The 12,521-nt window shown below is 69.2% G+C and carries 11 protein-coding genes and 2 riboswitches; of the genes, 8 read left to right on the plus strand and 3 right to left on the minus strand.

Annotated elements, in window-relative coordinates:
• Window positions 1–6 precede the first annotated feature (6 nt).
• From glyA to gcvT, 3 genes are all read right to left on the minus strand, one after another.
• On the minus strand, window positions 7–1,284 hold the full coding sequence (gene glyA / locus ACWGKT_RS31755) for a serine hydroxymethyltransferase (protein WP_453276395.1): 1,278 nt from the start codon (window positions 1,282–1,284) through the stop codon (window positions 7–9).
• Window positions 1,285–1,298: 14 nt separating this feature from the next.
• Window positions 1,299–1,679: a glycine cleavage system protein GcvH gene (gene gcvH, locus ACWGKT_RS31760; protein ID WP_235456524.1), complete on the minus strand. Its 381-nt coding sequence runs from the start codon at window positions 1,677–1,679 to the stop codon at window positions 1,299–1,301.
• Between the two features lie 124 nt (window positions 1,680–1,803).
• Window positions 1,804–2,922, minus strand: coding sequence for a glycine cleavage system aminomethyltransferase GcvT (gene gcvT / locus ACWGKT_RS31765; protein ID WP_356149221.1), 1,119 nt, complete (start codon window positions 2,920–2,922; stop codon window positions 1,804–1,806).
• Between the two features lie 39 nt (window positions 2,923–2,961).
• Window positions 2,962–3,076, minus strand: a riboswitch (glycine riboswitch).
• Window positions 3,077–3,177, minus strand: a riboswitch (glycine riboswitch). It abuts the riboswitch before it with no gap.
• A gap of 171 nt (window positions 3,178–3,348) precedes the next feature.
• On the opposite strand from gcvT, the gene ACWGKT_RS31770 reads away from it, so the two are divergent.
• From ACWGKT_RS31770 to ACWGKT_RS31805, 8 genes are all read left to right on the plus strand, one after another.
• Window positions 3,349–4,023, plus strand: a complete 675-nt coding sequence (locus ACWGKT_RS31770; RefSeq protein ID WP_453276423.1) for an AAA family ATPase — start codon at window positions 3,349–3,351, stop codon at window positions 4,021–4,023.
• Between the two features lie 81 nt (window positions 4,024–4,104).
• Window positions 4,105–4,896: an enhanced serine sensitivity protein SseB gene (locus tag ACWGKT_RS31775; protein ID WP_453276396.1), complete on the plus strand. Its 792-nt coding sequence runs from the start codon at window positions 4,105–4,107 to the stop codon at window positions 4,894–4,896.
• Between the two features lie 115 nt (window positions 4,897–5,011).
• Window positions 5,012–5,767, plus strand: coding sequence for an enhanced serine sensitivity protein SseB C-terminal domain-containing protein (locus tag ACWGKT_RS31780; protein ID WP_453276424.1), 756 nt, complete (start codon window positions 5,012–5,014; stop codon window positions 5,765–5,767).
• Window positions 5,768–6,129: 362 nt separating this feature from the next.
• Complete coding sequence (locus tag ACWGKT_RS31785; RefSeq protein ID WP_356149216.1) at window positions 6,130–7,128, plus strand: ABC transporter permease; 999 nt, start codon at window positions 6,130–6,132, stop codon at window positions 7,126–7,128.
• Window positions 7,129–7,155: 27 nt separating this feature from the next.
• Window positions 7,156–8,907, plus strand: a complete 1,752-nt coding sequence (locus tag ACWGKT_RS31790) for an ABC transporter substrate-binding protein (protein ID WP_356149214.1) — start codon at window positions 7,156–7,158, stop codon at window positions 8,905–8,907.
• Between the two features lie 90 nt (window positions 8,908–8,997).
• A complete protein-coding gene (locus ACWGKT_RS31795) occupies window positions 8,998–10,008 on the plus strand; it encodes an ABC transporter permease (protein ID WP_356149211.1) in 1,011 nt (336 codons plus the stop codon).
• A complete protein-coding gene (locus ACWGKT_RS31800; RefSeq protein ID WP_453276397.1) occupies window positions 10,005–11,093 on the plus strand; it encodes an ABC transporter ATP-binding protein in 1,089 nt (362 codons plus the stop codon). Before ACWGKT_RS31795 ends, ACWGKT_RS31800 begins: the two co-directional genes overlap by 4 nt.
• Entirely contained in the window at window positions 11,090–12,445 is a 1,356-nt protein-coding gene (locus ACWGKT_RS31805; protein ID WP_356149206.1) for an ABC transporter ATP-binding protein, read from the plus strand. Before ACWGKT_RS31800 ends, ACWGKT_RS31805 begins: the two co-directional genes overlap by 4 nt.
• Window positions 12,446–12,521: the final 76 nt, after the last annotated feature.

Below are 12,521 nucleotides of genomic sequence, written 5' to 3' on the forward strand. Positions count from 1 at the left end.
ACTGAACTACTTGTTCAGCCCGGGGTACAGCGGGTGCTTGTCGGCGAGGGCGGTCACCCGGGCCTTGAGAGCCTCGGCGGTGGCCTCCGGGAAGGGGGAGGGCGCCTTGAGCGTCTCGGCGATCACGTCCGCGACCTCGGCGAAGTCCTCGGCCGTGAAACCGCGGGTGGCCAGGGCCGGCGTGCCGATCCGCAGACCCGACGTCACCATCGGCGGGCGCGGGTCGTTCGGGACCGCGTTGCGGTTGACCGTGATGCCGACCTCGTGGAGGCGGTCCTCGGCCTGCTGGCCGTCCAGCTCGGACTCGCGCAGGTCGACCAGGATCAGGTGCACGTCGGTGCCGCCGGTCAGGACGTTCACGCCGGCCTCGCGGGCGTCGGCCGCGGTGAGCCGCTCCGCGAGGATCCGCGCGCCCTCGACCGTACGGCGCTGGCGCTCCTTGAAGTCCTCCGAGGCGGCGACCTTGAAGGAGACCGCCTTGGCCGCGATCACGTGCTCCAGGGGACCGCCCTGGAAGCCCGGGAAGACGGACGAGTTCAGCTTCTTCGCGAAGTCCTTCTTGGCGAGGATGATGCCGCCGCGCGGGCCGCCCAGCGTCTTGTGGGTGGTGGAGGTGACGACATCGGCGAACGGCACCGGGTTCGGGTGCAGACCCGCCGCGACCAGGCCCGCGAAGTGCGCCATGTCGACCCACAGGTACGCCTCGACCTCGTCGGCGATCCGGCGGAACTCGGCGAAGTCCAGCTGACGCGGGTACGCCGACCAGCCCGCGATGATCACCTTCGGGCGGTGCTCCTTGGCGAGCCGCTCGACCTCGGCCATGTCGACCAGGCCGGCGTCGTCCACGTGGTAGGCGACCACGTCGAACTGCTTGCCGGAGAAGTTCAGCCGCATCCCGTGGGTGAGGTGGCCGCCGTGGGCCAGGTCCAGACCGAGGATGGTGTCGCCGGGCTTGGCCAGCGCGAAGAGCGCGGCCTGGTTGGCCGAGGCGCCGGAGTGCGGCTGCACATTGGCGTACTCGGCGCCGAACAGCTCCTTGATCCGGTCGATGGCGATCTGCTCGGCGACGTCGACGTGCTCGCAGCCGCCGTAGTAGCGGCGGCCCGGGTAGCCCTCGGCGTACTTGTTGGTCAGGACCGAGCCCTGGGCCTCCATCACCGCGAGCGGCGCGAAGTTCTCGGAGGCGATCATCTCCAGCGTGGACTGCTGGCGGTGCAGCTCGGCGTCGACCGCGGCGGCGATCTCCGGGTCCAGCTCGTGCAGGGACGTGTTCAGGACAGTCATACGGCTACCCCTCCTCAGCCCGCGTTCTGGGCGGTGTACTCGTCGGCCGAGAGCAGGTCGGCCGGCTCCTCGGTGACGCGGACCTTGAACAGCCAGCCGCCCTCGAAGGGAGCGGAGTTCACCAGCGACGGGTCGTCGACCACGTCCTGGTTGGCCTCGACGATCTCACCGGTGACCGGGGAGTACAGGTCGGAGACCGACTTGGTCGACTCCAGCTCGCCGCAGGTCTCGCCCGCGGTCACCGTGTCGCCGACCTCGGGGAGCTGGGCGTAGACGACGTCACCGAGCGCGTTGGCCGCGAACTCGGTGATGCCGACCGTCGCGACGCCGTCCTCGCCGGCGGCCGACAGCCACTCGTGCTCCTTGCTGTAACGCAGCTGCTGGGGGTTGCTCATGGCCTGAATTCTCCTGTACGCGAGGGTGTGCTGATGACGAGGGGACTGATGAAACCGCTGGTGGGCAGGGGTGCTGTGCCCGGCGTCACAGCTGGGCGCGCCGGGGCCCCTGGAAGATCAGTCTTTACTTCTGACGCTTGTAGAACGGCAGTGCCACGACTTCGTAGGGCTCGTGGTTGCCGCGGATGTCCACACCGACGCCCGCCGTGCCCGGCGCGGAGTGCGCCGCGTCGACGTACGCGATGGCGATGGGCTTGCCCAGCGTGGGGGAGGGGGCACCCGAGGTGACCTCGCCGACGACCTCGCCGCCGGCGACGACCGCGTACCCCGCGCGCGGGACGCGACGCCCCTCGGCCACCAGGCCGACCAGGACGCGCGGCGGGTTCTGCTCGGCGCGGGAAGCGGCCTCGGTGAGCGCCTCGCGCCCCACGAAGTCGCCCTCCTTCTCGAACTTCACCACGCGGCCGAGACCGGCGTCGAACGGGGTCAGGTCCGTGGTCAGCTCGTGCCCGTACAGCGGCATGCCGGCTTCGAGGCGCAGCGTGTCGCGGCAGGACAGGCCGCAGGGGACCAGGCCGACGCCCTCGCCGGCCTTGGTCAGCGCCTGCCAGAGCTCGACGGCGTGCTCCGGCTTCACGAACAGCTCGAAGCCGTCCTCGCCGGTGTAGCCGGTGCGCGCGATCAGGGCCGGGACGCCGGCGACCGTGCCGGGCAGGCCCGCGTAGTACTTCAGGCCGTCCAGGTCGGCGTCGGTGAGGGACTTCAGGATGCCGGGGGACTCGGGGCCCTGGACGGCGATCAGCGCGTAGGCGTCGCGGTCGTCGCGCACCTCGGCGTCGAAGCCCGCCGCGCGCTCGGTCAGCGCGTCGAGGACCACCTGGGCGTTGGAGGCGTTGGCCACGACCATGTACTCGGTCTCGGCCAGCCGATAGACGATCAGGTCGTCCAGGATGCCGCCGTCGGACTGGCAGATCATGGTGTAGCGGGCGCGGCCGACGCCGACGGAGGCGATGTTGCCGACCAGGGCGAAGTTCAGCAGGCGCGCGGCCTCGGGGCCGGTCACGGTGATCTCGCCCATGTGGGAGAGGTCGAAGAGCCCGGCCTTCGTCCGCACGGCGACGTGCTCGTCGCGCTCGGAGCCGTAGCGCAGCGGCATGTCCCAGCCCGCGAAGTCGGTCATGGTCGCACCGAGCGCGCGGTGCAGGGCGTCGAGCGCGGTGTGCCGGAGTTCGGTACTGCTCATCGGTCGGTCGTCTCCCAAAGGCATGACAGGCGAGGTCGTTCCTCCCCATCTGTCATCGGAACCTGAGAGGTTCGCCATGACCACCCCTATAGGGAGGACACGGTTTGCACCTTGGGTGGAGCCACTGTCACAGCGGCCCGCTTTTCAGATGTGCCTCGCCCGCGCGGTAACGGTGCCTGAGAGATTCAAGGGAGGGACTTGCTCCTTCGGCGCCCCGGCGCAGCTGGCTGCTGGGGACTCTCCCGCGCGGATTCAAACGGCCGGTATGCAGTTGGCGCGCACATCATTGCACGCCTCGCCCGCGCATGGCAGGGTCCGCATCTGTAACCGGGCTGTGGCAGTACGCGAACGAAAACACGAGACACCGCGCATTACCTTCTCTTTACACTCGATGGGCAGGGATTCTCCGGGCCCTAGGGGAGGACGATCACGGTGAACAGGCACACGGCGTACGCGACGACCACGGGCATCGCGATGCCCGAGCAGCCCGCGGCACCGGCCCGCGAGCGGTGCGAGGAGCGCTCCGCGGCCGTCGTCCGCGATCTGCGCGAGCGGGCCGGCCGCAGCCCGCAGGGCCTGCTCTTCGGCCCCCGCGACCTGGTCGTGATCACCGGGCTGCCCGGCAGCGGCAAGTCGACGCTGATGCACCGGGCGGTGCGGGGACTGCGCATCGACTCCCAGGACACCCGCGACCGCTGGGCGGCCCGCCTGCCCCGCTTCCTCCCGTACGCGCTCTACCGCCCCCTGGTCCGCCTCGCCCACTACGCCGGGCTGCGCCGCGCCCTGCGCACCGGCGACGGGGTCGTCGTGCACGACTGCGGTGCGCAGGCCTGGGTGCGCGACTGGCTGGCCCGCGAGGCCCGCAGGCGCGGCGGCACGCTGCACCTGCTGCTCCTCGACGTCACCCCGGGCACCGCGCGCGAGGGCCAGCGCGAGCGCGGCCGGGGCGTCTCCCGCTACGCCTTCCTGCGCCACCGCAGGGCCGCCACCCGCCTCGTGCGCGCGGTGGAACAGGGCCGCCCGCCCGCCGGCTGCGGCTCGGCGGTGCTGCTGGACCGGGCGGCGGCGGACGCGCTGCGCCACATCGGCTTCTGGCGGTGAGGCCCACGGTGGGGACGCCCTGTCACCCGCACCCGCTAGCCTTTCCAGCCACACCAGTGGTTCCCAGCAGGCGGTAGGCAGATGGACTTCCCGGCGGACATTCCCGCGGACTTCCCGGCACAGGCGCACCCCCATCCGCACGGCGGATGGCCCGGCAACGAGCTGGAGGAGGTGCTGTCGGCCTCGATCGGCGTCCCCTCGGCGGGCGGCCGCGTCATCGAGGTCCTGGGCCGCAGCTTCCTGTGGATCCCGCTGCCCAACGGCGGCGGCCCGGACAGCGGCAACCTCGACCTGCCCACGATGGAGATCGACGGCCAGGTCTACGTCCCGGTGTTCAGCTCCGAGGAGCAGTTCCGCCAGGTCGTCGGCGGCCACATCTCGTTCACCATCGCCCCCGCCGTCGAGTTCGCCCGCGGGCTGCCCCCGCAGGTGGGCATCGCCGTCAACCCCGACGGCGTGGTCGGGATCCCGCTCCCGCCCGAGGCGGTGGCCGAGCTGTGCCGCGCGGGCCGCACCCCGCTGGACGGTCCCGCCTCCGGCGGCCGCGTCCGCCTCTTCGAACCGGACTGGCAGGACGACCCGGTCGACTTCCTCGCCGCCGCCTCCGCCGAGTTCGCGGCCACGGGCGTCGTCCGCACGGCCCGCCGCTGCCTGGCCGTGATCGAGACGGCGGACCCGGTGATGTTCGTGGGCGTCGAACTCTCCCAGTGGGAGGGCGACCTGCGCGCTCAGCCCCTGGAGGCACTCGGCCGCGCCCTCGGCAAGGTCCCGCTCCCGTGGCCGGTCAACCTGGTCCTCCTGGACGTGGCCGAGGACCCGGTGGGCCACTGGCTCAGGGAGAACGTCCGGCCCTTCTTTCAGCACGGCGGCTGACGCACGGCCTACGGGCCCCGCGCTTCAGGGCGCTTAAGCTGTCTCCGAACGCGGGGAACGAATTGAAGGGGCGGTACGACAGGTGAGCCCGAGCCGCAGCGGCAGCGTCGAGCACATGCTGCGCCAAGTCACGCCCGGGCGCTACGACGCCTACGAGGCACTGCTGCGCGCGCTCGCGACACCGAACTCCGGCCAGATCTGGATGCTCCTGTGGCACGGCCAGGCCGGCTCGCCCGACGCCCAGTACGGAAACATGGAGGTCGACGGCTTCGGCTACGCCCCCTGTGTGACCTCCGCGCAGGAGCTGTCGGCCAGCGGCTGGAACCGGTCGTACGAGGTCGTCGACGGGCTTGACGTGGCCCGCACCCTCTATCCGGACCAGTACGGCCTCTGGCTCAACCCGCACGCCCCGGGCGGCGGCGTCGGCGTCCCCTGGCTGGACCTGCGCCGCATCGCCACCGGCCTGGACCGCCAGCCCGCCGGCCCGCTGCGCCTGTCGGAGCCCGGCATCGAGATCCCCCAGTTCTACGCCCTGCTCACGCAGAACGCCCATCGCACCCCGGCGATCCGCTCCCTGCGCCGCGCCTGGGTGCAGCCGGCGCTCGGCGCGCCGTACCTCGCGATCGGCCTGGACGTCTACGACACCAGGCCGCCCGCCGTCGACTCGGTGCGCGCGATGATGCAGCAGTCCGTCGGAGCGGTCCCGGACGGACTCCCGGTGTCGACCGTGGCGATGACCGACGAGTACGACCCGGTCGTGATGTGGATGCGGGAGAACGCCCGCCCCTTCTACGACCGTGAGGCGCACGCCCCCCAGCCGCCGGCCCCGGCCGCCGGTTACGGTTACCCACCGGCACACGGCGGCTACTGACGTACAACCGAACCGAGCCCGAAGGGCCCGTTTTTCGGTCTCCCCACAGTTTTTACGTCCCCGACACATCTCTGCGCGCGTAGACAGAGATCCAACACGGCGAAGCGCGCAAAATCGCCGTTGTGTCCTAACTGTCCGGTGTCCGAGAGGCATTACCCGCTGTTCGGATAACGGAATCCCCTTCACTGCATCACGGTTGCGCATACTTTCGCCATCAGCTCTGGCGGGTGATCGCGGCCACGCTGAAGACTCGCGACTCAGACACCGGGTCGGTCGATCCGGTGATCGATGGCAAGTCGACAAAGCCGCAATCCGCGGCAGGCGCAGGCCGGTCACCACCGGCGAGAGGGGTCGGGTTCACTGTGACCGCACCGATCGAGACCACCGGGGCCGAGGCCGAGACCCCGCCCGAGGCTGTGCTCGCCGGGGTCAAGAAAGCCCAGATCGAAGGGCGTTCGCTCTCGCAGATCGCCTGGACTCGGTTCAAGCGGGACAAGCTGGCCGTGGCGGGTGGCGTCGTCGTCATCCTGCTCGTGCTGATGGCGGTGCTCGCGAAGCCGATCGAGTGGGTTTTCGGTCTGGACCCCAACCAGTTCCACCAGGACCTCATCGACCCGGCCCTGCTGGCCCCCAAGGGCAGCTGGGGCGGTATGAGCTGGGCCCACCCGCTGGGCGTGGAGCCGCAGTACGGCCGCGACATGCTCGCCCGCATCATCGAGGGCTCCTGGGTCTCGCTGCTGGTCGCCGGTGGAGCCACTGTGCTGTCGGTGCTCATCGGTACCGTGCTCGGCGTGGTCGCCGGCTACTACGGCGGCTGGGTCGACAGCGTCATCAGCCGGCTGATGGACACCTTCCTGGCGTTCCCGCTGCTGCTGTTCGCCATCGCCATCTCGGCCTCCGTGCAGGACGGTTTCTTCGGGTTCAACGGGCTGTCGCTGCGCATCGGCGTGCTGATCTTCGTGATCGGCTTCTTCAGCTGGCCGTACATCGGCCGTATCGTCCGCGCCCAGACGATGAGCCTCGCACGGCGCGAGTTCGTGGAGGCGGCCACCAGTCTGGGCGCCCGCGGCCCGTACATCCTGTTCCGCGAGCTGCTCCCCAATCTCGTCGCGCCGATCCTCGTCTACTCGACGCTGATCATCCCGACGAACATCCTCTTCGAGGCCGCGCTGAGCTTCCTCGGAGTCGGTATCGCACCGCCGCAGGCTTCTTGGGGCGGAATGCTCAGCAATGCTGTGGATCTCTACACCGCAGATCCGCAGTTCATGTTCGTGCCCGGACTGGCGATCTTCATCACCGTTCTGGCATTCAACCTGCTGGGTGACGGGCTGCGTGACGCGCTCGACCCTCGCAGCAAGTGATCCAACGATCGAGGGGGCATTCCTCACGTGAAGACGAGAAGGGTTACCGCCGCCGTGGCGACGGTCCTGGCGGTCTCGCTCGGCGCTGCCGCGTGCGGCGGCGGTAACGACAGCAAGAACAACAACGGTGGTGGCAGCAGCGGCGCGAAGGACTCGGCGCTGAACTCCATCGTCAACGCGTCGAGCAAGAAGGGAGGGACGGTCAACCTTGAGGACTCCGACGTTCCGGACTCCCTCGACCCGGGCAACACGTACTACGGCTTCGTGCAGAACTTCTCGCGTCTGTACGCCCGTACGCTCGTCACGTTCAAGCCGGCTGCCGGCAAGGACGGCCTGACCGTCGTCCCCGACCTCGCCGACTCCCTCGGCAAGGCCAGCGCCGACGCCAAGACCTGGACGTACCACCTGCGTTCGGGCCTGAAGTTCGACGACGGCACGCCGATCACGTCCAAGGACGTCAAGTACGCGGTCGAGCGCTCCAACTTCGCGCCCGAGGCCCTGTCCAACGGTCCGACGTACTTCAAGGCGTACCTGAAGGGCGGCGACAAGTACAAGGGCCCCTACAAGGACAAGAAGGGCCTCGACTCGATCGAGACCCCGGACGACCAGACGATCGTCTTCCACCTGGCCAAGCCCTTCGCCGACTTCGACTACCTGGCGACCTTCTCCCAGACGGCCCCCGTGCCGCAGGCGAAGGACGACGGCGCGAAGTACGTCCAGCACATCGTGTCCTCGGGCCCCTACAAGTTCGCCTCGTACGAGGAGGGCGCCAGCGCCTCCCTCGTCCGCAACCCGAACTGGGACCCGAAGTCGGACCCGATCCGCAAGGCGCTGCCGGACAAGATCAACGTCAAGTTCAAGGTCAACCCGGTCACGGTCGACAACGACCTGCTCGCCGACAAGATCACGGCCGACATCACCGGCGCCGGTGTGCAGCCGCAGACCCAGCCGAAGATCCTGAACGGCAAGTACGCCAAGCAGACGGACAACTCGTACGCGGGCGCCACGGGCTACATGGCCCTGAACCTGCACGTCGCCCCGTTCGACAACGTCCACTGCCGCAAGGCCGTCCAGTGGGCCCTCGACAAGCAGTCGGTCATCGACGCCATGGGCGGCTCGCCCAAGGGTGACGTGGCCACCACGCTGCTGCCGCCGTCGGTCAACGGCTACACCAAGTTCGACAGCTACGCCACGGCGGGCCACAAGGGTGACGTGGCCAAGGCCAAGGACGAGCTGAAGCAGTGCGGCAAGCCGAGCGGCTTCTCCACCACGCTGACGGCCCGCGCCGACCGCCCCGCCGAGGTCGCGGCCGCCACGGCCATCCAGAACTCGCTCAAGGGTGCCGGCATCAAGGTCGACATCAAGCAGTTCCCCTCCGGCAAGTACTTCTCCAACTTCGCCGGTGTCCCGAGCTACGTCCACCAGCACAAGCTCGGCATGATGATGATGGCGTGGGGCGCCGACTGGCCGACCGGCTACGGCTTCCTGGACCAGATCATCGACGGTTCGGCCATCAAGCCCTCGGGCGGCAACAACCTGATGGAGCTGAACGACCCGAAGATCAACAAGGCTCTGTCCGACGCCATCTCGAACACCGACTCCTCGGCCCGCACCAAGGCCTGGGGCGACATCGACAAGCTGGTCATGGACAACGCCTCGGTCGTCCCGCTGATCTACCGCAAGAACCTGCTGATCAGGCCTACGTCCGCGACCAACGTCACGGTCACGCAGGCGTACCTCGGCATGTACGACTACACGCTGCTGGGCTCCTCGAAGTAACAGCAGGCCGGATACCCCTGAAAGGCAGGTGAAGGCACCGGGCGGCCGGGACGGACACACTCCGTCCCGGCCCCCCGGAGCCGGACAGCTGTGGCTGCGTACATCATCCGACGCGTCTTCGGCGCTTTGGTGCTGCTGCTGGTGGTCAGCGCAGTCACCTTCGCAATCTTCTTCCTGGTCCCCCGCCTGGGCGGCCAGACGGCCACCCAGCTGGCCACCCAGTACGTCGGCAAGGACGCCAACCCCGAGTCCATCGCCGCGATCAAGAGGAACCTGGGCTTCGACCAGCCCATCTACATTCAGTACTGGGACTACATCAAGGGCCTGTTCGTGGGCGCCGACTACAAGTTCGGTCCGGACGCGACGCACTGCAACGCCCCCTGCTTCGGGTACTCCTTCAAGAGTCATGTCGAGGTGTGGCCGCAGCTCACGCAGCGGATCCCGGTCTCCTTCTCGCTGGCCGTCGGCGCGGCCGTGATCTGGCTGATCTTCGGTGTCACCACCGGCGTCATCTCGGCGCTGCGCAAGGGCAAGCCCGTCGACCGCATCTCGATGTTCATCGCGCTCGCCGGCGTCTCGCTCCCGATCTTCTTCACCGGCCAGGTCATCAACGTCCTGTTCATCTACCAGTGGCCCATCTGGGACAGCACCGACTACGTGCCCTTCACCCAGAACCCGGGTGAGTGGGCCTGGCACCTGCTGCTGCCCTGGGTCAGCCTCGCGTTCCTCTTCTCCGCCACCTACGCCCGGCTCACCCGGGCGGGCATGCTGGAGACGATGAGCGAGGACTACATCCGGACGGCCCGCGCCAAGGGTCTGCGGGAGAGCACGGTCGTCACCAAGCACGGCCTGCGCGCCACCCTCACCCCGATCGTCACCATCTTCGGCATCGACTTCGGCACCCTCATCGGTACCGCGGTCCTCACCGAGACGGTCTTCTCGCTCCAGGGCATCGGCGCGTACTCGATCCAGGCCATCAAGGACAACGACCTGCCCATCGTGATGGCCGTGACCCTGGTCGCCGCCTTCTTCATCGTCTTCTCCAATCTGGTCGTCGACCTGGTGTACGCAGCCATCGACCCCCGCGTGAGGTACTCGTGAGCAAGCTCGAAAAGGCGGCACTGGGCGAACCGGCCACGGACGTCGCCGCCCCTTCCGACGCCCAAGACGCGTTCCTCTCCGTTCGCGATCTGCGCATCCACTTCAGCACCGACGACGGTCTGGTCAAGTCCGTGGACGGCGTCAGCTTCGACGTGAAGCGCGGCCAGACCCTGGGCATCGTGGGCGAGTCGGGCTCCGGCAAGTCCGTGACGTCCCTCGGCCTCATGGGTCTGCACCGCGCGGCCAACGCCACGGTCTCCGGCCAGGTGTGGCTGGACGGCCAGGAGCTGATCGGCGCCGACCCGGACGAGGTACGCCGGCTGCGCGGCCGCAAGATGGCGATGATCTTCCAGGACCCGCTGTCGGCGATGCACCCGTACTACAAGGTCGGGACCCAGATCGTCGAGGCCTACCGGGTCCACAACAAGGTCAGCAAGAAGGTGGCCCGCACGCGCGCCATCGAGATGCTCGACCGAGTGGGCATCCCCGAGCCGGACAAGCGCATCGACGGCTACCCGCACGAGTTCTCCGGCGGTATGCGCCAGCGCGCCATGATCGCGATGGCGCTGGTCAACAACCCCGAACTGCTCATCGCGGACGAGCCGACGACCGCCCTCGACGTGACCGTCCAGGCGCAGATCCTCGACCTGATCCGGGACCTGCAGAAGGAGTTCGGCTCCGCGGTCATCATGATCACGCACGACCTCGGCGTGGTCGCCGAGATCGCCGACGACGTCCTGGTGATGTACGGCGGCCGGTGCGTGGAGCGCGGACCGGTCGGGGAGATCTTCGACCAGCCGCAGCACCCGTACACCTGGGGCCTGCTCGGCTCGATGCCGCGCATCGACCGCGAGACCGCCGACCGGCTCACCCCGGTCAAGGGCCAGCCGCCGAGCCTCATCAACGTCCCCTCGGGCTGTGCCTTCCACCCGCGCTGCCCGTACGCGGACCTTCCCAAGGGGAACGTCACCCGCACGGTGCGTCCCGAGCTGGAGCAGGTGGAGGGCGGCCACTGGTCCGCCTGCCACCTCTCGGCGGAGGACCGTACGCGGATCTGGACCGAAGAGATTGCGCCGAAGCTGTGAGTGAGACGAACAAGAAGGACACCGCCGGGACGGCTGCGGTCCCGCATCAGGCGTCGGCCCCCGAGGACGGCTCCGCCGAGCGTGAGGTGCTGCTCCGGGTCAAGGGCCTGACGAAGCACTTCCCGATCAAGAAGGGCCTCCTGCAGCGCCAGGTCGGCGCCGTGAAGGCCGTCGACGGCATCGACTTCGAGGTGCGCAAGGGCGAGACCCTGGGCGTCGTCGGCGAGTCGGGCTGCGGCAAGTCGACCATGGGCCGGGTCATCACCCGGCTCCAGGACCCGACCAGCGGCTCGATCGAGTTCGAGGGCCGGGACATCACGCGGCTGAGCACCGGGAAGATGCGCCCGATGCGCCGCGACGTCCAGATGATCTTCCAGGACCCGTACGGCTCCCTGAACCCCCGGCACACCATCGGCTCGATCGTCTCGGCGCCCTTCCGGCTCCAGGGCGTCGAGCCCGAGGGCGGGGTGAAGAAGGAGGTCCAGCGGCTCCTGGAGCTGGTCGGCCTCAACCCCGAGCACTACAACCGCTATCCGCACGAGTTCTCCGGCGGTCAGCGCCAGCGCATCGGCATCGCCCGTGCGCTCGCCCTGAAGCCGAAGCTGGTCGTGGCGGACGAGCCGGTCTCCGCGCTGGACGTGTCGATCCAGGCGCAGGTGGTCAACCTCATGGACGACCTCCAGCAGGAACTGGGCCTCACCTACGTGATCATCGCCCACGACCTCTCGGTCGTCCGGCACGTGTCGGACCGCATCGCGGTGATGTACCTCGGCAAGATCGTCGAGCTCGCCGACCGCGCCTCGCTGTACGAGGCTCCGATGCACCCGTACACCAAGGCGCTGATGTCGGCGGTGCCGGTCCCGGACCCGTCCCGCCGGGGTGCCAAGAGCGAGCGCATCCTGCTCCGCGGTGACGTGCCGTCCCCGATCGCGCCTCCCTCCGGCTGCCGGTTCCACACCCGCTGCTGGAAGGCGACGGAGATCTGCAGGACGACCGAGCCGCAGCTCGTCGAGCTGAAGATCGGCCAGCGCGTCGCCTGCCACCACCCGGAGAACTTCGCCGACCAGGCGCCGCAGGACACGGTCCTGCTCTCCGCGGCGAAGGAGGCCTCGGAGCTGGTCCCGGACGCGGTCCTGGAGGAGTCGGCGGCGGTGACGGAGGCGGCCACGGAGGCCGCGGAGGCTTCGGAGACCGCCGAGGACACGACGTCCGAGGCCAAGACCGACGCCGCTCCGGCGGCTGACGCCGAGGCCGAGGCCGAGACCGCGGAGGAGGCCCCCGCCGAGGCGGCGGCGGCCGACGCCGAGGAATCCACGGCGGACGCCGAAGCGGCGGAGTCGACCGACAAGTAGGGCGAGAAACGGGAGAGCGCGACCAGGGTCCGGGTCGGGGTCTTCTGGTTTTTTCGGCAGGAAACGGCCGCGGAAG

It is taken from the genome of Streptomyces sp. NPDC054794, assembly GCF_053611585.1.